The sequence below is a fragment of the Shewanella sp. SM87 genome, from assembly GCF_025653705.1.
Classification (GTDB): Bacteria; Pseudomonadota; Gammaproteobacteria; order Enterobacterales; family Shewanellaceae; genus Shewanella; species Shewanella oncorhynchi.
Map to the genome: position 1 here is coordinate 299,142 of NZ_JAKKSC010000002.1, position 21,487 is coordinate 320,628.

Consider the following 21,487-nt stretch of genomic DNA (forward strand, 5'->3'; position numbering starts at 1 on the left):
TTCAGGGCTTTTTTCTTTATTAAGCGAAAGGTTTTTTTATGAATACAGCCGAATGCATTAAGACAGACTCATTGAAGACTGATTTAATCAATCTTAAGCAGTTCCACATCAAAAATTAACACAGAACCACCACCAATCTTGCCCGTGCTACGGTTACCGTAGGCGAGTTCACTGGGAATAAAAAACCGCATTTTATCGCCAACAACCATCAGCTGTACGCCCTCGGTCCAACCTTTAATCACCCGATTAAGCGGAAATGCGATGGGTTCGCCGCGATCAACCGAACTGTCAAACACAGTACCGTCAATCAAAGTGCCATGATAATGGACTGTCACTGTATCGCTGGCTTTAGGATGAACTGTGCCATCGCCCTGAGTTAATACTTGATATTGCAAACCTGAAGCTGTGGTGATCACACCTTCTTTGGTTTTGTTTTGTGTTAAAAACTCATTGCCTAAACGGATATTTTCTTGGGCGGCTTTTTGGCCGTTCATCGAGGTAAAGAAGTAAAAAATCACCCCAGCAATCACCACAACGGCAAGTAACATTTTCATATAAAGAGCACCTTAGTTAATTTTTGCCATATTATCAGTTTTTTAGCATCAGATGCTATCGGCACTCGCGTGTGCGTTGAGCGGGATATCTGGTGCTACCAGTTCAAACCGTTAAAAACTCCCTCAAGACTTTATCCTGTTTTAGAGATCGCTTAATCTGTGGGCTTAAGGCTCAATAAAAATTCAATAAAAATTCAATAAAAATTCAATAAAAATTCAATAAAAATTCAATAAAAATTCAATAAAAATTCAATAAAAATTCAATAAAAATTCAATAAAAATTCAATAAAAACAAATAAGAACTAAAATTCAGATAATAAACAAGGAAAGTCTATGTTAAACAAAACGGCAAAACCTCTGGTCAAACTCGTCGACCGATATCTACCCGATCCCTATATTTTCGTGCTTTTACTTACCTTCGCCGTATTAATTGCTGCTGTGGTTGCCGAACATAAAACCCCGCTGGAAGTCATCAATTATTGGGGTGATGGCTTTTGGACGCTGTTAAGTTTTTCGATGCAGATGCTGTTAGTGCTGGTGGCAGGATTTATGTTGGCAAGCTCCCCGCCGATTAAAAAGTTGCTCGATGCCATTGCTGGATTGGCTAAGTCGGCACCACAAGCCATTATTTTAGTGACTTTGGTGTCACTGGCCGCCAGTTGGATTAACTGGGGTTTTGGGCTAGTGGTGGGCGCGTTATTTGCCAAAGCCTTAGCTCGCAAAGTAAAAGTGGATTATCGGCTGCTGGTCGCCAGCGCCTATTCCGGCTTTGTGGTTTGGCATGGTGGGCTTGCGGGTTCGATCCCATTAACCATAGCGACGGAGGGGCATTTCTCTGAATCGCAAATCGGTATCATCCCCACCAGTGACACCATTTTCGCGAGTTATAATTTATTGTTAGTGGCAATTCTGTTTGTGGTCATGCCCTTAGTGAATCGCTTTATGTTGCCTGAAGATAAGGACAGTGTTTATGTTGACCCAAGCGCCCTTGATGACAAAGACGCCGAACTTGATTCTTCGGCGTTAGAGCTTAACCCTGCAAATATGAGCGAGCGTCAGCCTGAAAGCCGTCCTGCGGATAAGTTAGAAAATAGTCGTTTACTCGGCTGGAGCGTCGGTGGCGCTGGGCTTGTATATTTAGGTTATTACTTTTGGGTGCAGGGCGGCAGCTTAAACCTCAATTTAGTGAACTTCTTATTTTTATTCCTCGCCATACTGTTACATCAAACACCACGCAGTTTATTAACCAGTTTGAATGAGGCCATTAAGGGCGGCGCAGGTATTGTTATCCAATTTCCCTTTTATGCGGGCATTATGGCTGTGATGGTGCAATCGGGTTTAGCCCAAAGTATTTCGGAAGGTTTTGTGGCCATCGCTAGCGCCGAGAGCCTGCCATTTTGGAGCTTTATCAGTGCAGGAATTGTGAATATTTTTGTGCCATCGGGAGGTGGCCAATGGGCGGTGCAGGCACCGATTATGCTACCCGCCGCACAGGCTTTAGGTGCAGATGTCGCTCGGGTCGCAATGGCCGTTGCTTGGGGAGATGCGTGGACTAATTTGATTCAACCTTTCTGGGCACTGCCCGTGCTGGCGATTGCAGGCTTAAAAGCGCGGGATATTATGGGCTTTTGTTTAATGCAATTGATGATCACTGGCGTGATTATCAGTATCGCGTTGAGCTGGTTTTAAAGATAATAAACAGTGCAAAATTAAACAGGGTAATTCAATGATTACCCTGTTTTTTAGTTAAGGTTTCAATGCTATTAATCGCTTGAACCATTTACTTTTTTTGTTGCTTCATCAGCGGTGATTTGACCAAATAGAGCTGACATCATATAGCTAATACGATTCGCAGCATTACCAAACTTACTCGGGTTCGCAGTATAGGGTACTTGAAACTTAACACTGCCAACTCTTTGGCCATTCTGAAATGCGTTAATTTCAGCGCTTTTTAAATATAATGCCAAGTCCCAAGTCCCAAGTCCCAAGTCCCAAGTCCAATTACCTTCATATTCTAATGTGAGTTTATTTAAATCATGTTTAGAACCATCAGGCTGCACTGTGTAGGTGTAATTATTTGCTTTAGCCATGTCTCCATTGTTTCTTGGAAGCCGTCACGTGTTTCTTTATCCTTAATAATGACTATTTCTACATTTTTAGTATTTGTTTCTATTGGTTTTGCTGTATAGCGAGGTGCGGCACAACCCGATAGTATTGCAACACCCAAAACTGCAACTAAAAATTTTTTCATAATTTAACCTTTTGTTTTTATATTAAAATAAGTTAAAGCGTTTTAGTGACAAACTTTTGATTTTCATAGAATCCATTGCTTGCTAGATAAACATATCTACGGCGCCAGTTTTTATGCCATAACCCAGCACGGCTAAGTTAGCGACAACGGTGAGCCAAAAGACGTTTCTAAATGAGGCTTTAACGGACTTGTGTCTTAACAGGTTTTGGGCAAATAGAGCGCCGGGCCAACCGCCCATGAGGGCGAGCAGATGTAATGTACTTTCTTTAGTTCGCCATTTGTTACGTTTAGCGGCGGATTTATCGATGGCATAGGCGATAAAGGTGAGCAGGCTTAGTGTGAGGTACATGCCCGCAATCCCGACTGGCAGCATATGTTGCTGCGCTGCGCCGATTAAGCCAGCAAGAAAAATCACCACCAATAACAGCGGCATAAGGCTTGAGCCTGAAGCGGCTGTATTGGATTTTTGAGCGCGACTACTTTGGGCGCGATTGTTTTGTGTGCGACTGTTCTGAGCGCGACCGCTTTGTGCTCGACTCTTTTGCGGGCGATTGGTTTGAGGTGAAGCGCTGTTGCCCGTTTTAGTAGTTTTTTTGTTCGTCATTATCTGGTATCAATCTCGTGTCAGTGTTTTTAAGCTTGCTTGTGTTCTTGTGATGCCGTGTATTTTTTAAATACGAGGTGGCGCCACAGTTTCTCTAGCGGCCCTTGCTTGAAATAGCGTAAGTACAGGCTGGCTAACAGTAATTGCACTACTGAATAAACCAGCGCCATGGCCATGTATCCCCATCTATCTAAGCTCAATAGCAATTCGGGAGCTAAGTGTCTAAACACTAACACGCCAACGATGGATTGCAGAATATAGAGACTAAACGCGAGTTTGCCAATATTTTGCAGCGGAGTCAGTATATTAGGATTATTCTGGCAAACCTTAACTATAATGTGGATGTAAATCAGCGCCATAGGAATAGCACTTAGCATGATTAACACATCTGAAAACGCAACGAGAATAGTATTTTTCGTTAAACCTAAGATGGTATCAAGCAGTGATAGCGTTACGCTTGCTAGCAGTAACTTTACCAGTACCGATTTGCTAAAACCTTGCTCAAAAGTCCCTTGTTGATACAAGGCCATGCCGAGCAACATCAAGCCAGCTGTAAACCACATTATGGTAAAAGGGATCACCAGTGCCATATAGCCAACTTGCATCAATTGCAGTAACAGTTGGTCGGCATAGCCAGAGGTCCATGCACTGTATTGCTCTGCAAATAGACTCGATTCTCGAGTGAAAGGTTCATCGCTGCCCGTAAGGCTAACCAGCGTAATGATAACTAAGGCGCTTAAAATAAAAATATTCGCTTTGCGCTTAAGGGCTTCAACACTTAAATCTTTGTAACACAAAGCTAAAAATCCGCTGATGCCATAGGTGAATAAAATATCACCTGACCAAATAAAAATGCCGTGGAGTAGGCCAAATACAATTAACCATTTTAAACGTGATCGCAGTAGGGAATAAGCTTCTAGGCCTTTGGCGCTAAATCGCTGATATTGAATAAAAAGCCCGACACCAAACAAGATGGAAAACAGACTGATAAAGCGTGCCTCGATGAAAAAGTTACTGAACACTTTGATAATGTGATCCGACAGCGGCTGTGTTTCATGGGGCGCATAGCCAAAAAAAGTAATGCCCATAAAATAGATATTCATAAAAAATATCCCCAACACGGCTAAGCCGCGAATAGCATCGAGGTTGGCATTACGCTGTGCGGGTATCGTCATTACAACAGGCTGCGTGGAGTCTGATCTTGACCAAGGGTCTTTAGGTAAGTTTGCTGACACGTTAGCTGAGTTCCTTTCGCTAGTAGACATGTTCCACTTTTCACTGGAATTTGGGAGGGCTAGCCTAGCAGGCGCTAGCCTCCAATGAAATACAGCCAACACAAAAAGTAAAATACAGGAAAGGTAGAAAGTGAACTAGCGCCAACGTAAAAAGTGAAATACAAAAATGCAGAAACGGATTGAGAAGACTGTCGAACCATTACTCGCCGATATCTTCGTTCCAGAGTGTGGGATTACTGGCGATAAAGTCCTGCATCAATTGTTTGCACTCGGCATTATCGACCACAGTGACATCCACGCCGCGGGATTTTACATAGGCTTCAGGCCCTTGGAAGGTAGCGTTTTCACCGACGATGACTTTAGGTATACCATAAAGTAATACTGCGCCGCTGCACATATCGCAGGGCGATAGGGTGGAATACAAGGTCGCCCTTTGGTACTCGGCGGCGCTAAATCGGCCGGCATTTTCGAGACAATCCATTTCGGCATGCAGTACTGAACTGCCTTTTTGTACCCGTTTATTGTGGCCGCGCCCGACGATTTTGCCATCGATCACTAATACCGAACCAATGGGGATGCCGCCCTCGGCGAGTCCTTGCTTAGCTTCTTCAATGGCTGCCGCTAAAAATTCATCCATCTTGATATCCTTAAAATATGAACCCTGAGTATTGCACTCAGCATAGCACTCGTTTGGGAGACAATCTAAATGGTTTTAATTTGTTGCTTCAATAAGTTCCTCAGGCTGTCGATAATCGGCAGCGAAGCCATTTCTGGTCGATAAATCAGGCAGATATCGGCGGGGATGGTTTGTTTTAATTTAATAAACTTTACCCTAGGCCAAGGTTGTGAAGCATAACTTTGCGGCACTATGGATACCCTGTTATCGCCAGCGATGATAGCCATCAAGCTATTGGGCTCGACCATTTCCTGTACTAATTGCGGCATAAATTCTGCGGCCTGACAGCTGGCGATAATTAAATCGCTAGAGGCAGAATTGGCACGGCTGAGTAAGGTAAAAGGCTCATCTTTGAGTTCACTCAAGTCGATGCTTTTGCGTCTGGCTAAGGGATGCTTACTTGCCAGTGCTAACACCATAGGTTCGCTGGTGATAGTTTCGGCGAGAAGGTGCGGCAAATTTAAGGTGTCGGCGTAGCGCACTAGGCCAAAATCGATTTCTTGATGTGCTAAGGCGACTTTTTGAGTTTCAGGTGATAACTCTTGAAATATCAGCTCATTATCAGGGCATTGCTTACGAAAGCTTTTCAGTATGTCACCAAATCCCATCCAAAACAGCGAGCTCATGATGCCAATCCGAATATGGTTTCTATCGAGTCGCCCAAGCTGAGCCACTTGTTCCAATGAGGTATTCACCAGTTCGAATATTTGCTCGCACTTCTCTCTTAACAATTGGCCATAGGGCGTGAGTTCGACCTGACGAGTGCTGCGGGTTAACAGGTCAACGCCAAGGAGCGATTCTAACTCTTTGATTTGTGCGCTCAGCGGAGATTTCGATAAATGCAGTTGCTCGGCGGCAGCGGTAAAGTTTTTCACTTCAGCCACTCGATGGAAATACCGTAGCATCTTCAAGGTGACGAGTTCAGGTGCGTTTATCTTGCTCATCTTTGGCTCACCATTTTCTAGTTATTGTCATTTTTATCAGCACAATAGTGCGATTAATCGCGATTATTTGCAACCCTAAGCCCGCTTATACTGAGGGACGTTTACTCTTTCATTCTTTTGCTATGAGGTACCTTGTATGAGCCATGATCCCGTTATTAATGCCCTTGCGACGATTCGAGCCCGTAAACCGAATTTCTCACCCCGTGCTGCTATGATTTTGGGCTCAGGGCTTGGCGCGTTTGCCGATAATTTAGATAATAAAGTGGTGATCCCCTATGAAGAGTTAGACGGTTTTCCTGTGAGTACCGTCGTCGGCCACTCTGGAGAGCTTGTGCTCGGCAGCTTACATGGCATCGATATCGTGTGCATGAAAGGCCGCGGGCATTTTTACGAGCACCAAAGCATGAAGGTGATGACGACGCCTGTGCGTACTTTCAAACGTTTAGGGTGTGAATTGTTACTCGTGACTAACGCTGCGGGGTCATTACGGCCAGAGCGGATCGGCGTGGGATCATTAGTGATTTTCAGCGATCACATTAATACTATGCCGGGTACGCCCATGACGGGCGCAAATGATTATAGCTACGGCCCACGCTTTTTTAGCCTAGCCAATGCTTATGATAAAGACCTGAGAGCAGAAGCCTTAAGTGTTGCAAAAGCCGCAGGCATTGAAGTGAATCAAGGGGTCTTTGTGTCTTACTCTGGCCCGTGTTTTGAAACCGCGGCTGAAATCCGCATGATGCAAATCATCGGTGGCGATGTAGTGGGAATGTCCGTGGTGCCAGAGGTGATTTCGGCGGCGCATTGTGGTTTGCCCGTGTTGGCTGTGTGTGCCATTACCAATATGGCAGAAGGATTGGGGGACGTGCAGTTATCCCATGAACAAACCTTAAAATGTGCCAAGCTTGCTGAAGCCGACTTTATCCGTTTAATTGAGCGTTTTACCGCAAGTCATTTTGCTTAATATTTTGCATCACTGTGCAGCTCTATTGCGATAGGCTGCGATTTTAAAAGCTCGTATCTGACAGTTCGTACTTAAACGTGAGCGAGCAAGGCGCCGCACAATTCAGTTCTCCGAATGTTTTTGCGAAATACGGCTGAAGGTTAAAAAGTAAAGGGAGCAAAGCTCCCTTTTTACATGCTGACATTAAGTGTAAGTCTTGATTCAAAGCGTTTATTTTTGCGGTTTTTCTGAAATCCACAATTTGATATGTCCTTTCACCACAACCACTCCTTGGGTGTCGTAGGCGGTAACGGGGACCAGCATATCGCCAGGAGTCCATTGCTCTGGTGTCACTTCGGCGATACATAAAATATCGCTGCCTGCTTTAGCTGTATAATCCAAACTCATGCCCTTAGGTATCCAACGTAAATGTTTTGGAATTGAAGCTTCGGCCATCACGCCCATGGCCATTTCTAGACCATTACAAATCGCAATCACATGTACAGTTTTTATATGATTATGAACGGCATGGCGTTTTTTAATTAAACAGGCGCAATGATTAAGGCGTAATTCAGTGATCAGTGGTTTGATGGTGCCGAAATAGGGCGCCATGCGTGAAACCATGATTGAAAACAGTTTTTGGCCGAAGGGATAACGGCGAGTTTTGTGGTAGAGCGCGAGCACTTTATTAGGTTTTTGTTCTGCAGTGCTAGAAGAGTCTGTCTGGCTCATGGTTATCCTTAATAATGGTGCAAAGGGGTGTTGTTATTTTGAGCCTGTTCCAAGTTGAGGTTGGGTTGCTCTGGTCGGATGAGTGTAACATTAGGATAACAACAAATACCAGTCGGCTTAATTAAGTAAACTTCATTTCGCGGTTTTAAGTGTAACACCGTATAATTGCGGCCAATTTGTCGTGTAGCGGCAATGGCATGTTGATTTAACTACAAGGACTCACAGTGAAATATTTGCTGACGTATTTTAAGGGAATGGCCATGGGCGCTGCTGATGTTGTGCCTGGCGTTTCGGGCGGCACCATAGCGTTTATTACGGGTATTCTCGATACTTTGCTCGATAGTGTAAAACGCATTAATCCTTCCCTTTGGGGCGTAATCAAGTCGCAGGGCATAAAAGGGGCATTTGCCCATATTAATGGTGGCTTTTTAGTGAGTCTGCTGGCGGGGATCCTGACCAGTATTTTTACCTTTGCGAAGCTAATTTCTTGGTTGTTGGCGGTACATCCCATCCCGATCTGGTCGTTCTTTTTTGGGCTTATTCTTATCTCTGTCGTGCATATGCTTAAACAAGTGAGTGGTTTCACTGTGGCACGTTTAGGGTTATTTGCGCTTGGTGTGCTGGCTGCATGGGCGATTACTGTGCTGAATCCGGTCGCGGTAGAAGCCAGTTACATGAATATCTTTTTCGGCGGCGCGATTGCGATTTGCGCTATGGTATTGCCGGGGATTTCAGGCAGTTTCATCTTATTATTGTTAGGGTTATATCCTGTGGTCCTCGCTGCTGCTAAAAATATTCAGCTGGATATTTTGGCCTGTTTTGCTGCTGGTGCCGTGATGGGATTACTGACGTTCAGCCATTTATTGTCGGCGCTGCTGCGTAAATACCATGATGCCACTATCGTGTTTCTAACCGGATTAATGTTAGGTACCTTAGGTAAAATTTGGCCATGGAAAGAAATCTTAACTTGGCGGACCAACTCCCACGGCGAACAAGTACCTTTGCTGGAGCAAAATATTTCCCCGCTTAATTTTGAGCAAGTAACGGGTCAGCCTTCACAACTGATGTTAGCCATTGTGTGTATGTTAGCGGCGATTGCACTGGTTTGGGGGTTAGAGAAAGTGGGCAAAAGAGATTAGCCCTTTGTTACCTCAACATCATATTCAATAAAAGCAGCGAGATACGCTGCTTTTATTTTTTGCTCATATGCTCATCTTACTTGAATCAGGTCAGCTTTCGACTTTAGGGCAATGTCATTTTAGCCCTGTTTTGGTTACAATCACAGTTCACATTTAGCGTACTCAGTCGACGTTATGTTCCAGTTTAAACTCAGTGAGAGTTTGCAGTTACGATAAGGATATACTTGTGGATAAAAAACAGGTCTCGTGGGGCGGTGTAGCGCTGGCGATTTTTGCTTTGGGTCATGTGGTTAACTTACTCATAGATAAACAGGATTCTGATATATCGCCCGAATTAAAACAGCAAATTTCTGACACGATCTTGGCTCACAGATCACCATCCACCGCGAATAATTCATTAACGTCCATCCCGAGCAATCTTGAGGTGGCCGACGATTCTACCAAAATCCCTATGCCTGCCCAGTTAGCCCAAGTGAGTCAAATCTACAGTAATCTCAGTGCATTTGCGGCACTCAAGCAAGACGGTACTGTGGTGGCATGGGGCGATGCTGAATGTGGTGGCGATATCAATAATGCCGCAGAGCCTCTGGTCAATGTAAAAGAGTTATATGCGGCGGAGAATACCTGTGGTTTTGCGGCCTTAACCCGTGATGACAAACTTATCCCTTGGGGGATGGGGATGAAGCAAGTGCTGACAGGCGTTCGTTCTTTTGTGTTGGCAGAAGGGCTTTATGCGGCCATCAAACAAGATGGTAGTGTAGTCAGTTGGTCTAATCTGGATTCAACACCAGCCGAACTGCTCTCGGGTCAATATGCTGCGCCTGCGATGACCAATATTGATTTTGTGTTGATTAATAAAGGTGCTTTTGCTGCCTTAAAGCTGGGGGGAGCAGTATTGACTTGGGGCGATGCCGCTTATGGTGGCGATAGTCGCCACGTGGCCTCTGAGCTTAACCATGTCGATCTGCTCTATGCCAACAATAATGCTTTTACCGCGAGGACGGCGACGGGAAAATTAGTGTCTTGGGGCGGGGTCAGCGATGATCAAAAAGGCCACGAACAACTGGCAAAACTCAGCCAATTAGCGCCTGCCGTGAAAGTTGTCAACACGGATCATGGGTTTGCGGCGCTGCTGGCGGATGGCAGCGTATATACCTGGGGTGAGGGCGAATTGACTGAGTATCATGTCGCGTTTCCAGCGCGTTTATCTACTACAAAACGCGCCAATAAAGTGATTGATATTTATGCAAATCGTGGCGCGTTTGCCGCCTTAACCATCAGTCGTCAACTGCACGTATGGGGCAGTAAATTCAATGGTGCCGATACATCAGTCCTACAGGATAAGTTGCAAAAAGTGCACAAGGTTTATCCCTTTGAGGAGGGGTTTGTCGCGCTACGCAAGGATAATACGGCCATTGCTTGGGAAGGTTGGGACTTGGTAGACAAGCAACCACGTTATCAAGAAGTCACTCAGGTGAGTAAAGTGGTGACCTATGAGCGGGAGTTTGCCTTTTTAAAACAGGATGGCACTGTGGTTGATGGCCACTCTGGACCCAAAACTGAAATCACCCAAGCAACGGATATTTTCCCGACAGGCTTAGGGTTTACGGTTAAACGCCAAGATGGTTCGATTGCGGTGTGGATGGGAGGCGAGGCTGCGTTAACATTAGATAAACAAGCCGTTGATTTGAGCCAAATGCGCGACATTCGCAGCAATTTGCTCGATGCCATTGCCTTAATGGCCGATGGCACAGTGCAGGCATGGAATATGATGGGCTTTAGCGGACAAGCTGCGCAATAACAAGCGCAATCACAAGTGCAAAAATAATAAAACGAAAGGGCTAAGGTTATTTACACCTTAGCCCTTTCTATTTAGGCGAGTTTTTTCTCGCTTTAAGCTTGATTGGCTTTGATTTCCCGTAGATAGCGATAAATCGAATGCACAGAAATCCCCAATCGAGTTGCTGCTACTTGGGCACTGTCCTTGAGTTCGAAAATCCCTAACTCATGCAATTGATTGACGATTTCGCGACTCTTTTGTGAAGGTGAAATCGCGGGATTCGCGCGAACCTCATGGTTCACACTGTCGATAGTGCTATGGAGCGCTTCATCAATATTGCGGGCAAACACTTCGGGCGAGCTGGTCAGTTCGCTGCCAAGGAGTTGCTCTGGCATCATAGTGCGCAGAACTGATTGCAGTGGTGCATCCATGTCGCTGTTAATACACAGCAAACCTATGGGCTGATTTTTACTGTTACGGATCACAGTCGTAATTGATCTTAGCGTCTTACCATTGGCACATTTAGTCAGGTAAGAGTTGGAAATATCCTGACCGGTTTTGAGCTTGAGCAAGGCAAGGTTGGTTATTGGTGCACCTACTTCACGGCCCGTGACGTGGCCATTGGCAATTTTGACCACAGACGGATGTTTCGCATCTAGGCTGTGCAATACCACTTCTGTGTGTTGACCATACATGGCAGCGATGCCATCGACGATATTTTCGATGGATTTCAGAATATCCAGATCACTTTGCGTTAAATCTTGCAGTTTCACAATTTCAACCTTTAGTTATTAACCCGCCAATATTCAGCGGGTTAAAATCATTATGCCGACATAATATCGATAATAGTGACATCTGTGGATGACATGCCATTGAGGATCATTTTGCCAATGTTTTTAATGGTTTTCTCTACATCGGTAGCAATAATACCTTGGCCTGAGACATTGTGACTACTGAGCGCCATCAAAAATGAGCGCACGGCCGCACTGGATGAAGTGCTAACCTTCATGGCGCAGGACGCTTTAGCGCCGTCACACACCATGCCAGAGCTGTCGCTGATCACGTTTTGAATCGCGAAACAGGATTGTTCGAACGAGCCACCGGCTAAATACACCATGGCCATAGAAGCGGCTGCGCTGGTGACGGTATTGCCACAAAATGCCGACAGTGGTGGATAATGGGACTTGATATAAATCGCCCCTAGATGGCTCATAATCAAGGCGCGGGCGAGTTTTTCTTCCGAAACCTTATAGCATTGTGCCGTCAATACCACAGGGATAGTTGCCGCTATGCCTTGATTACCACTGCCAAGATTGCTCATGGCGGGCAAGTTCGCCCCGCCCATGCGAGCATCGGATGCTGCAGCAGTTAACATGACAATTTTATTCAGTAAGTCTTCACCGATAATGCCGGCGGCTATGCCGCTTTTCATGGTGCGGCCGACTTCAAGCCCATAGGGATTCGCCATGCCTTCATCGGATAATTTGCCGTTTAGCTCAGAGGCTTCGAGAATGAATTTGATCTCTTCGAAGGGGACTTCTTGGGCGAAGCGATAAATGGACTCGATAGTGATATCCACGCCTTCACAGATGGAACCAGTGGCTTTAGCTTGCGTGCTATCGACACTGAAGACGGATTCGCCGTTGAGGCGCTTTTCGGCAATAAGCGTATGGCCACCACAGATTTTTACTAAGGCTTCGCGGTCGCCTTTTTTAGCGATGACACAACAATAGATAAATTCTGCTGTTTCGGTGCGCTCAACCGTCACCTTGCCCGCATCGATAAGGGCCTGTGCTCTGGCGACTTGTTCTGGCGTGATCACGGCCAATACTTCTAAGCCCGCATCAGGATTACCCGCAATGGCGCCTGCTGCAGCGGCAATTGCCAGACCGATTTTGCCAGTGCCAGGTACAAACACGCCCATAGAGTTTTTATAAAGATTGTCAGACACTTGTACTGCAATTGAATCGGGTTCAACACCCAGCAAGGCGCGGGCGACGGCGGCGGCGTAAGCGGCGGCGATGGGCTCTGTGCAGCCTAATGCGGGCTTAACCACTTGTTTAATGATTTGAATATACTGCTGCCATTGGGGTTTCATGAGCTTACAACCTTATGTTAATGCTTAGATTTTAACGTGTGCTATCGCTTCAACTTCTACTTTAACGCCCAGCGGAAGGTCCTTCACCGCAAAACAGCTACGAGCTGGGCAGTCGGTTTTAAAATAGGTTTTATACACTTCGTTAAAGGCGGCAAAGTCACTGATCTCTGCAAGATAACAAGTGGTTTTAAGAATCGTTTCTAAGCTGCCACCACCTGCTTCGAGCACGTATTTGAGATTCTCTAATGATTGAATCGATTGCTCAGTAATTCCACCGTCAACTACGCTGCCTTTCTTTTTACAAACAGGGAGTTGGCCAGAGGTAAAAATGAGGTTGCCATAGGCTGTGCCATGGGAATAAGGGCCAATGGCCGCGGGAGCACGTTCTGCGTGAATAATGGTTTTCATTGTCTCTCCAACTTGCAAATAAAATTGAATGCCTAGGTCGGCGTATGTGCAACATTATTTGTATTTTTATGTTTTATTGCAATTATTTTTTAATGAATTTCATTTGTCACTGCAGTTTGTGCGCTATTTATCTCGTTTTCAGTCAAGTTGTGAGCTTTAACTCTTTGTTCAACAATAGTTGAGTATTTTGATTGCTGAGTTCGTTTTGTTCAAATATATTTGCACAAAATAATACCAACTAGGTAAAGGTGAAATGATGGATGCAACAATTACTGCTGCACAGTGGAAAGCAGATACCCGCTTCGATAGTACGGATTGGGGCTGGATTATCATGAGTATCGGAATGGCGATTGGCGCGGGGATCGTATTCTTGCCTGTGCAGGTCGGTTTGATGGGGTTATGGGTTTTCTTACTGTCTGGCATTATTGGCTATCCTGCCATGTATATGTTCCAACGGTTGTTTATCAATACCTTAGCAGAATCTCCAGAATGTAAGGATTACCCGAGTGTGATTTCGGGTTACTTAGGTAAAAACTGGGGTATGTTGTTGGGTGGTTTGTATTTCATCATGCTGGTCATTTGGGTGTTCGTTTATTCAACGGCCATTACAAACGACAGTGCTTCATTTTTGCAAAGTTTTGGGGTCACTAAAGCGTTATTGTCAGAAAATCCTTTCTATGGTTTAGCCTTGATCTGCGGTCTTGTTGCTTTAGCCTCCCGCGGTGAGAATCTTTTGTTTAAGATCTCTACTTTTATGGTACTGACCAAGTTGGGCGTTGTCGCCGTGCTAGGGTTATTGATGGTGGATAAATGGGATATCAATAATATCGGCGCTATCCCAGCAACGGGAGATTGGTTGAAAGATGCGGTCGTTATGCTGCCCTTTACGCTAACATCGATTCTGTTTATTCAAAGTTTAAGCCCTATGGTGATTTCATACCGTTCGCGGGAAAAATCCCTTGCGGTAGCGCGCTTTAAAGCGATGCGCGCTATGAATATTGCCTTTGGCGTCTTGTTTGTCGTGGTGTTCTTTTATGCTGTGTCATTCACCCTAGCAATGGGACATGATCAGGCTGTGCGTGCATCGGAAGAAAATATCTCGGCTCTTGCTATGGTTGCCCAAGGTATGCAGGGACAAACACTGAAATTGCTGAGTTTAACCTTGAATATTTTTGCGGTGATGACGGCTTACTTTGGCGTATATCTCGGTTTTAGGGAAGCTTGCCAAGGATTGACCATGAACATGCTGCGCCGTTATATGCCTGAAGATCGTATCAACAAAAAGCTTGTTGGTTACGGCATCATGATTTTTACCATTCTATTATCTTGGGGCGCGATTGTGTTGAATGCGCCAGTGCTGAGCTTTACGTCGATTTGTAGTCCAATTTTTGGTTTAGTCGGTTGTTTGATACCCGCTTATTTAGTGTACCAAGTACCTGCATTACATAAGTACAAGGGTGTGTCGCTGTATATCATTATTATCACAGGCTTATTGCTGTGCGTATCCCCCTTCTTAGCGTTTAGTTAACAGGGATAAAGTGGTACAAAAAGATAAGCTTTAAGGAATTAAAAAACCGGTGTTAAGTGTAAACTTAATACCGGTTTTCTGTGTTAAGTCATCATTTCGATAATGCTCTATGGTCAAAGTTTGAATTGAGATGTGGCGTTTTTTAGTTCATCAGCAAAATCGACTAATCCCTCAGAAACATTGCGAACCTGCGACAGAATTTGCAATGTCTGTTCAAATGAAGCGTTCATATTGACGACGTTATCGACCACTTGAGAAGCGACCGAGGCTTGCTCCTCCGTTGCCGAGGCGATGTGAGTATTCATACTATTGATACTGACAATCTGCTGTTGAATTGATTTCAGCGCACTCCCTGTATTTTGAGCATTGGTTTCATTTTCCGATGACTTCGACATCGCCACATTCATGGTATTGACCGAGGAAATGGCCGCCGTTTTAAGGTTTTGTAACACATGGCGAATTTCAGTGGTTGCATCGGCTGTTTTAGAGGCGAGAGCGCGAACCTCATCAGCGACTACGGCAAAGCCTCGTCCTTGCTCACCTGCGCGGGCGGCTTCGATGGCGGCATTAAGTGCCAACAGGTTGGTTTGCTCGGCAATAGAGGTAATCACATTTAAGATAGAAGTGACATTTTCAGTATCTCTGGCGAGCTCGTTGATTGAGTTAGAAGCCGCCTGAATTCCTGTATTTAATTGCTGTGAAATATCGATTGTGCGCTGAACGACTGTCATACCTTGCATCGCTTCTTTCTCCGCGACCTGTGCTGCACTGGCGGCTTGGCGGGCATTTTGTGAGATTTCGATGACAGAGTGACGCATGTCTTCCATTGAGACTTGTACTGCGCTGGCATCATGGCTTTGCCGCTGGGTGGCATGCGTCGCATCTTCCATGCGCTGTTTCAGTGAGCGCGAGCTATCAAGCAAGGGATCGGTAACATTCACCACCCTTCGAATAGAATCTCCGAGCAAGCGAAGAAATCGATTGAAGTTACTTGATACTTGGCCGAGTTCATCACTACCAGATACTTTGAGCTGATGACTAAGATCGCCTTTTCCATCGGCCAGCTCACTCAGTGACTGGGCGACATTACGCGCAGATGAGCTGATAGCGCGTGCTATGGCAATAGTGACAATCAACATCACGATCAGCAAAGCGATGCCGATGGAGAGGGTGAGCCACAAACTTTGCGCAGATCTGTCGCCAGCTTCTTTTATCGATTGTTTAAATTCGAGTACTTTGCTTTGTTTGTAATCTTGTATTTCATTAAGTACAGCTTCATAGGCTTGGGATTTTTCTTGGCTGATCTGGCCAATGTTTGCCATATCAATCGTACCCGCCAACATGCCTTTAGCCAGCTTAATCGTCATGTCGTTATAGCGGGTTAATTTAGCGGATAGATTGCTGAGTTTATTGGCTTGTGAGGGATCGACACTATCTAATTGTTGTAGGTTTTTACGTAAAGATTCATACATAGTACCTGCATTTGTTAACAGGTCTTCGTCGGCAAAAGAAACCGATTGAGTGTAAAGTTCATCGAGTCGTTGGATAAAAAACACGTTTTGATTGGCGAGTTCAACTCTTTGGTAAACTTGCTGCTCCATATAATTAAGTGTGGTGCGATTTTTATTTATGGAGATGACACTAATGCTTAAGTTTAAAGCGAAAATGATGACAGCTAAAATAAATATCGCGATAACTTTTTTAAAAATAGAAATATCATTAAAGAAATTCATCCCTTGCCCCCAAGTTGTGCCGAGCTTGAGCTCGGCACTCCAATCTAAAACTCGGCAATAACTTTTACCGAATCATTGGCCTCACTACTATCAATATAGCCAATAATATTGGGGTTCGATGCAACTAATTTTATCATCTCCGCCCCACTAGTGACTTCCTTGGGTGGCGTTCCTTTGCCTGTAAATACTTTTTGTGACCAATATGACTTAAGTTGGCTGGATGACTTGCCCAGCACTTTAGTATCAAAGGTTTCCCTTAAGGGCATAGCACTGTCAAGATTGACTGGCACGGCCTGCGCTCCACCAGGAAAGGTCTTTGTTTTCCCTAGAAAAATATTTTCAATAACCTTTTGGTCGACAGTGTCTGCATTACTGGGATGAACGATGACAACCACACCAGCAAATAGTGGCATTGAGACTAAGCTGAGTAGGATTAAGCAAAGTAACTTATTCATTTCTCTCTCCTAAAATACTAAGTCAATGCCAAGACTGATGGATTTCGAATCCCCTGCGACTTTCATACCTGGGCCACCGTCATCTTTAACGTCATCATACTGAATTTTAAAGGCCGCCGAAGGATGGAAATCCCAACGTATACCTGCAGAACTTGTATGGTGAACTTCACCGCCTTCACCATCATTGAAGTCCGAATAGGAAATGTAAGGCATCACTGAATCGATACGATAGCCGAACGAGAGAAGATAAGTATCTAGATTACTCCCATCGAGATCTAAGCGGTTAAGCTCAGATAAAAAAAGGAAATTCTCATAATCTATATTAACGGATAGGCCATAAAACTTACCCGTACGTTGGTTGCTACCATTCCATTCCTGCTGAATACCACCAATATAACGTTCGTTAGTGTATTGCATATGCGTGAGGCGAATATCTAACCAATCTTTATTGAATTGAACAACAATACCGCCTATATCCTTCCATACTTCTCGGGTATTTTCGAGGAAGAAAAAATCAGATAAAAGCTTATTAGGTTCGCTATCTTCGCTACCGTAATAAACTTGTCCAGACATAGTCCAGTCGCCAATTAAATAGTTATATAAGGCGCTGACACCTGTGTAGTTAAATATTTGCCATGTGTAATTATCTGCGGGTGGACGTATCCAAGGATAAGCATATCCCACATCAAAAAAGTCACTGTAATAGTAGAGCGGTAAGCGTTTTTTACCTCCTTGTACTGTCCAATGATCATTGATCTCATAGGACAGATAAGCCCATTCAAAACTTGCCGAAAAGTCATCAGCCCCGCGGGAAACAACCTGTGCCGTGGCAGATAAACCTTCGAGTAAATCCGCTGAGAATTGAATACCAAATAAGGTATCGGGTTTGAAACTAATATCTTCATCATAGGCGCCAACGAGTGGATAGTCGGCGAGAAAGGTGGGGCCTAAATCAAACTCTGCAACGCCCGAACCTTCGAGAACTTGACCAGCAACAACTGAGGCAAAACCTGAAATGTTGACTTCTGCATAAGCGGTGGAGCTGAGCAAAAGTGAGCAAAGACCTAATGAAAGCTTATGTTTCATAAAAAAGCCCTTTAAGTGAGTATATTCGTTTTTAAGCCTAGAACAGGTACAAACATACGCAAACTTTTATTAAACATTTTTGCAACATGGTGGTTTGGCTCTCATTTTGAAAGATAAGTTTGATATTTTATGAGTAAAAAGCGTTAGGTAATTCGAGCTAACTTAAGTCAAAACTGTAAGTTCAATATTCTAAATTTGGAATGATTACTCAGCCATACCATTAAACTGTTCAGGTGAGACTGTGTTCTCCCTGAAAATTGTTTCGAAAATTCGCCAAAGAATATTATTGATTTTGCTAAATGAGAGACTCAAAGCTTGAGTGAAAAGTGGTGAGATAATTATCTTTATTAACAATATTAGCCAAAGCTAAATGTGGTTGTTATTTAGCCTTTAGATTATAAAAATAACGCAATGGATACTTTTTATTAAACTAAAATTGGGCTTTTTACATAAAAATGCTCTAAATCTATCATTGATTATGCTTGTTAAGTCAACGTCGATATTTATTCCATTTTCATAAGTATGCTAGCGCTGTAGCATATTTTACTGAGTCTTTTTCTCCGATGTAGTGGTTTTATACTGTATGGTTAGCGGCTTGATTGCTGCACAGTGCTATAGCACCTATAATCTTGCTCTCTTATGTTGAGTTTCTCTTCTTTCTAAACATGATCCAATAAAAGGAATGTCATAATGCAAAGACGCAATTTTTTAAAAAGTGCGGCTATTTTGTCGACTGCGGGTTTTATCACGCCGGTACTGGCATCTTCCTCTAAATCGAGTGTCGTTGAACATAGCTCAAGCGATGGACGCCGCCGTTTTATCTTAACCAACACTTACCATCTTGTTGCCCCAGAAGGGTCTGAGGGCGTGGTTAAGTTGTGGATCCCTTTACCTGAAGACACGCAATTCCAATTGGTGAGTCAGTTGAATTTTACGGGCAGTTTTAAAGACGCCTATATCAGCTCAAACAACAGTTATGGCGCCAAAACCCTGTTTGCGACTTGGCCCGATGCCAAAGCGAACATGACAATAACGGTTGAGCTTGATATTGAAACGATAGATTGGGAACCCGTTAAAAGCGGCGCCTTAACCCATTACCGCACCCCAGAGCAGATACATTATCCTGCAGATGTTGAACGTTATTTGCTGCCGACTAAACACATGCTGATTAATGGTATTGTGAAGCAAACAGCAGATAAGATCGTTGGCAGCGAGACTGAACCACTGAAGCAAGCACGACTGATTTATCTTTGGGTTAGCGCTAATATGTTTCGCGATAATAGCGTGATTGGCTGTGGTACGGGTGATGTAGCAAGTATCCTCGAAAGTGGCAAGTTAGGCGGTAAGTGTACCGATATTAACTCAGTATTTGTGGCGCTAATGCGCGCAGTGGGGATCCCTGCCCGTGAGATGTTTGGGATTCGCTTAGGTCAGGCTATCAAGATGGGCGAATACTCTAAAAAGGCCTTTGGTAGTGCTGATGACAAAGGGTTTGCCGATGTCAGTGGTGGTCAACATTGTCGCGCTATGTTCTATTTAGCGGGTTATGGTTGGTTGCCAGCCGATCCTGCTGATGTGACAAAAATGCGTTTGACGGAGAAAAAAGAACACAGCGATCCCGCAGTTCAGGCCGTGAATGATTACCTCTTTGGCAATTGGGAAATGAACTGGGTTGGCTTTAACTATGGCCGTGACTTTGATTTATTCCCTACAGCCGAACAGACACCACTGAATAACTTTGGCTACCCTTATGCCGAAGTTGATGGCGATCCCGTGAACTATTATGAGCCTAAAGTGTTTGCCTATGACTACCAGTCAACCGAACAACGCTAAGGGCCTCTTCGCGACTATGGCCGCCGCAGTGCTTGCTGCGGTTGCTTCAAGCCTATGCTGTATTGCACCGCTTATTTATTTGGTGTTCGGGGTGTCGGCCGCAAGTCTGTCGGGGATTGAGCAACTGAGCTGGCTGCAAGTGCCCATGTTGATACTGTCGACTGGGCTTATCCTGATGGGATTTTGGCGGCTCTATTTTGCTAAAAAGCCACTGTGTATCGCGACGTTGAGTCGTACTCAGATGCTGTGGCTGTACTGGTTAACTGTACCTGTTGTGCTGGCATTTCAGTCATATCCTTTTGTATTACCTTGGTTATTAGAGGTGCTTGAATGAAGTTAGTGTTATTTCTTGCCTTAAGTCTGTGTTCAGCGTCGAGCTGGGCGGCAAACGTGCTGGTCACCTTAGATGTTAAGGGCATGACTTGTCCGCTGTGTGTCACTGTCGTGAATAAAGCGCTGCGTAAAACCGATGGGGTGATTAAGGCCAAGGCTTCGTTAAAAACGGAGCAAGCAATAGTGACTGTGCCAGAGGATTTTAATCTAGATAGTTTGCTTAAGGCCGTCGACGAAACTGGGTATAAGGGCAGTATTAATAAGGTAGAAAAACAATCCTAAGCGTTGGTGTCTTTAGTAACGGATTGAGCGACATTATAAAATATCAGTCTAGTTTTAAATGATTAGACTGATATTTCACCGAGAAAATACACTCTGTATCCCACCTGTTACTTCCTTCACTGCCAAATTTTTCCTTTGCGGGTCATTTCTTCGTTAGCTGTAATACACCTCGGACTCGATACGACGTTGCCGCTCTTCATTTTTCTCCGATGATTCTTTAATCAGATCCAATTTTTGCGCTTGCAGTAATTCTAGTTGCTTGGCTTTTTGTTCTTCAGATAGATTTTCATCGGCCGCAACCTTCGCCATTTCTTCATCTATCTTATTAATTTTATCCCTATCGACTCCTGTACGGTTATCTAAAATAGCCTGCATGGCTTTGTCCAACCTGTTGATGCTTTTGTCTGGTTCAGGCGTGCCTGCAATGGCTTGCACATTACCCGTGTAGCCTTGTTTGGTGTTAGGGGCCAGATGGCTATAGGTATCGGCTGTCGTTACCGATGCAGCAGAGGAGAGCGTTACAGTATCTTGGCTTATTGATGACGTTAGATTTGCCGACGTCATTGAATTTGCACGAGTTCCTAGGCCATTAGTGCTCGGCTCGACTTGCTTGATTGGCACATTTGTAGTGATGTGATGGACGCCTCAGCACCTAAGCTTGCAGTATTATGCCAAGCTTAAAGCTGACAAATAGTTCTGGAGGTTTCCATCATGGATATTAAAGTTATTGGTATCGATTTAGCCAAAAATGTTTTTCAAGTTTGTGTTTGTCTTATGGATAACTCTGTCATGAGTAACAAAAAGGTTAACAGAAACAAGCTGCTCGATAAAATTAGACAATTCCCCGAAGGTAGCCTTATTGCTATGGAGGCC

At 44.4% G+C, this 21,487-nt stretch carries 23 protein-coding genes and 1 pseudogene; 9 read left to right on the forward strand and 15 right to left on the reverse strand.

All coding sequences use genetic code 11. From position 1 onward, the window contains the following. Nucleotides 1-83: 83 nt before the first annotated feature. Nucleotides 84-554 carry an FKBP-type peptidyl-prolyl cis-trans isomerase gene (locus L5M11_RS02920; protein WP_028761331.1) on the reverse strand — a complete coding sequence of 157 codons (471 nt, stop codon included), beginning with the start codon at nt 552-554 and terminating at the stop codon, nt 84-86. A 333-nt stretch (nt 555-887) separates the two neighbouring features. Between L5M11_RS02920 and L5M11_RS02925 the strand changes: the two genes are divergently transcribed. Next, a complete protein-coding gene (locus L5M11_RS02925) occupies nt 888-2,243 on the forward strand; it encodes a short-chain fatty acid transporter (protein WP_263191285.1) in 1,356 nt (451 codons plus the stop codon). Nucleotides 2,244-2,317: 74 nt separating this feature from the next. On the opposite strand, the gene L5M11_RS02930 is transcribed toward L5M11_RS02925, so the two are convergent. The 6 genes from L5M11_RS02930 to L5M11_RS02955 form a co-directional block, all read right to left on the reverse strand. Then, entirely contained in the window at nt 2,318-2,644 is a 327-nt protein-coding gene (locus tag L5M11_RS02930) for a hypothetical protein (RefSeq protein ID WP_263191286.1), read from the reverse strand. Then, a complete protein-coding gene (locus L5M11_RS02935; RefSeq protein ID WP_263191287.1) occupies nt 2,584-2,805 on the reverse strand; it encodes a hypothetical protein in 222 nt (73 codons plus the stop codon). Before L5M11_RS02935 ends, L5M11_RS02930 begins: the two co-directional genes overlap by 61 nt. An 82-nt stretch (nt 2,806-2,887) precedes the next feature. Continuing rightward, nucleotides 2,888-3,409, reverse strand: a complete 522-nt coding sequence (locus L5M11_RS02940; RefSeq protein ID WP_263191290.1) for a DUF1294 domain-containing protein — start codon at nt 3,407-3,409, stop codon at nt 2,888-2,890. Between the two features lie 29 nt (nt 3,410-3,438). Continuing rightward, nucleotides 3,439-4,644 (reverse strand): DUF418 domain-containing protein, encoded by a 1,206-nt coding sequence (locus L5M11_RS02945; protein WP_263191292.1) that lies wholly within the window; start codon nt 4,642-4,644, stop codon nt 3,439-3,441. 199 nt (nt 4,645-4,843) lie between these two features. Beyond that, complete coding sequence (locus L5M11_RS02950) at nt 4,844-5,281, reverse strand: nucleoside deaminase (RefSeq protein WP_028761325.1); 438 nt, start codon at nt 5,279-5,281, stop codon at nt 4,844-4,846. Between the two features lie 65 nt (nt 5,282-5,346). Then, nucleotides 5,347-6,264 (reverse strand): LysR family transcriptional regulator, encoded by a 918-nt coding sequence (locus L5M11_RS02955; protein ID WP_263191293.1) that lies wholly within the window; start codon nt 6,262-6,264, stop codon nt 5,347-5,349. Nucleotides 6,265-6,400: 136 nt separating this feature from the next. Here L5M11_RS02955 and xapA point away from each other — a divergent pair, with 136 nt between their 5' ends. Then, entirely contained in the window at nt 6,401-7,228 is an 828-nt protein-coding gene (xapA, locus tag L5M11_RS02960; RefSeq protein WP_263191294.1) for a xanthosine phosphorylase, read from the forward strand. Between the two features lie 210 nt (nt 7,229-7,438). Here xapA and L5M11_RS02965 read toward each other — a convergent pair whose 3' ends face one another. Beyond that, nucleotides 7,439-7,939 (reverse strand): hotdog fold domain-containing protein, encoded by a 501-nt coding sequence (locus L5M11_RS02965; RefSeq protein ID WP_006085741.1) that lies wholly within the window; start codon nt 7,937-7,939, stop codon nt 7,439-7,441. Between the two features lie 224 nt (nt 7,940-8,163). Between L5M11_RS02965 and L5M11_RS02970 the strand changes: the two genes are divergently transcribed. Then, nucleotides 8,164-9,078: a DUF368 domain-containing protein gene (locus L5M11_RS02970; RefSeq protein ID WP_028761321.1), complete on the forward strand. Its 915-nt coding sequence runs from the start codon at nt 8,164-8,166 to the stop codon at nt 9,076-9,078. Between the two features lie 226 nt (nt 9,079-9,304). Continuing rightward, the gene (locus L5M11_RS02975) at nt 9,305-10,879 is read left to right on the forward strand and encodes a hypothetical protein (protein ID WP_263191296.1); all 1,575 of its coding nucleotides are present in this window, start codon (nt 9,305-9,307) and stop codon (nt 10,877-10,879) included. Nucleotides 10,880-10,971: 92 nt separating this feature from the next. On the opposite strand, the gene L5M11_RS02980 is transcribed toward L5M11_RS02975, so the two are convergent. From L5M11_RS02980 to L5M11_RS02990, 3 genes are read right to left on the reverse strand one after another with little or no spacing between them, the layout of a single operon-like run. Beyond that, entirely contained in the window at nt 10,972-11,631 is a 660-nt protein-coding gene (locus L5M11_RS02980; RefSeq protein ID WP_113939392.1) for a transcriptional regulator, read from the reverse strand. Nucleotides 11,632-11,681: 50 nt separating this feature from the next. After that, nucleotides 11,682-12,956 (reverse strand): serine dehydratase subunit alpha family protein, encoded by a 1,275-nt coding sequence (locus L5M11_RS02985; protein WP_105251844.1) that lies wholly within the window; start codon nt 12,954-12,956, stop codon nt 11,682-11,684. A gap of 24 nt (nt 12,957-12,980) precedes the next feature. Then, nucleotides 12,981-13,364, reverse strand: coding sequence for a RidA family protein (locus L5M11_RS02990; RefSeq protein ID WP_173243577.1), 384 nt, complete (start codon nt 13,362-13,364; stop codon nt 12,981-12,983). 256 nt (nt 13,365-13,620) lie between these two features. Here L5M11_RS02990 and L5M11_RS02995 point away from each other — a divergent pair, with 256 nt between their 5' ends. Further along, on the forward strand, nt 13,621-14,892 hold the full coding sequence (locus tag L5M11_RS02995; RefSeq protein ID WP_028761316.1) for an amino acid permease: 1,272 nt from the start codon (nt 13,621-13,623) through the stop codon (nt 14,890-14,892). A gap of 113 nt (nt 14,893-15,005) precedes the next feature. On the opposite strand, the gene L5M11_RS03000 is transcribed toward L5M11_RS02995, so the two are convergent. Genes L5M11_RS03000 through L5M11_RS03010 form a run of 3 tightly spaced genes read right to left on the reverse strand, consistent with a single transcriptional unit; the run spans nt 15,006 to nt 18,166 of the window. Then, the gene (locus tag L5M11_RS03000) at nt 15,006-16,625 is read right to left on the reverse strand and encodes a methyl-accepting chemotaxis protein (RefSeq protein WP_168823013.1); all 1,620 of its coding nucleotides are present in this window, start codon (nt 16,623-16,625) and stop codon (nt 15,006-15,008) included. Nucleotides 16,626-16,669: 44 nt separating this feature from the next. Then, the gene (locus L5M11_RS03005) at nt 16,670-17,080 is read right to left on the reverse strand and encodes a phosphate ABC transporter substrate-binding protein (protein WP_105251847.1); all 411 of its coding nucleotides are present in this window, start codon (nt 17,078-17,080) and stop codon (nt 16,670-16,672) included. A gap of 9 nt (nt 17,081-17,089) precedes the next feature. Further along, entirely contained in the window at nt 17,090-18,166 is a 1,077-nt protein-coding gene (locus L5M11_RS03010) for a porin (protein WP_168823015.1), read from the reverse strand. Nucleotides 18,167-18,856: 690 nt separating this feature from the next. On the opposite strand from L5M11_RS03010, the gene L5M11_RS03015 reads away from it, so the two are divergent. The 3 genes from L5M11_RS03015 to L5M11_RS03025 are packed head-to-tail and all read left to right on the forward strand — an operon-like array spanning nt 18,857 to nt 20,614. Further along, nucleotides 18,857-19,999, forward strand: coding sequence for a transglutaminase-like domain-containing protein (locus L5M11_RS03015; protein WP_168823017.1), 1,143 nt, complete (start codon nt 18,857-18,859; stop codon nt 19,997-19,999). Nucleotides 20,000-20,015: 16 nt separating this feature from the next. Continuing rightward, nucleotides 20,016-20,333 (forward strand): hypothetical protein, encoded by a 318-nt coding sequence (locus L5M11_RS03020; protein WP_317629861.1) that lies wholly within the window; start codon nt 20,016-20,018, stop codon nt 20,331-20,333. Next, on the forward strand, nt 20,330-20,614 hold the full coding sequence (locus L5M11_RS03025) for a heavy-metal-associated domain-containing protein (RefSeq protein ID WP_263191299.1): 285 nt from the start codon (nt 20,330-20,332) through the stop codon (nt 20,612-20,614). The genes L5M11_RS03020 and L5M11_RS03025 overlap by 4 nt, the downstream gene beginning before the upstream one ends. A 153-nt stretch (nt 20,615-20,767) precedes the next feature. Here L5M11_RS03025 and L5M11_RS03030 read toward each other — a convergent pair whose 3' ends face one another. Next, nucleotides 20,768-21,178, reverse strand: coding sequence for a hypothetical protein (locus tag L5M11_RS03030; protein WP_263191300.1), 411 nt, complete (start codon nt 21,176-21,178; stop codon nt 20,768-20,770). 147 nt (nt 21,179-21,325) lie between these two features. Between L5M11_RS03030 and L5M11_RS03035 the strand changes: the two are divergent. Beyond that, a pseudogene (locus L5M11_RS03035) lies at nt 21,326-21,487 on the forward strand (IS110 family transposase); the annotation flags it as partial.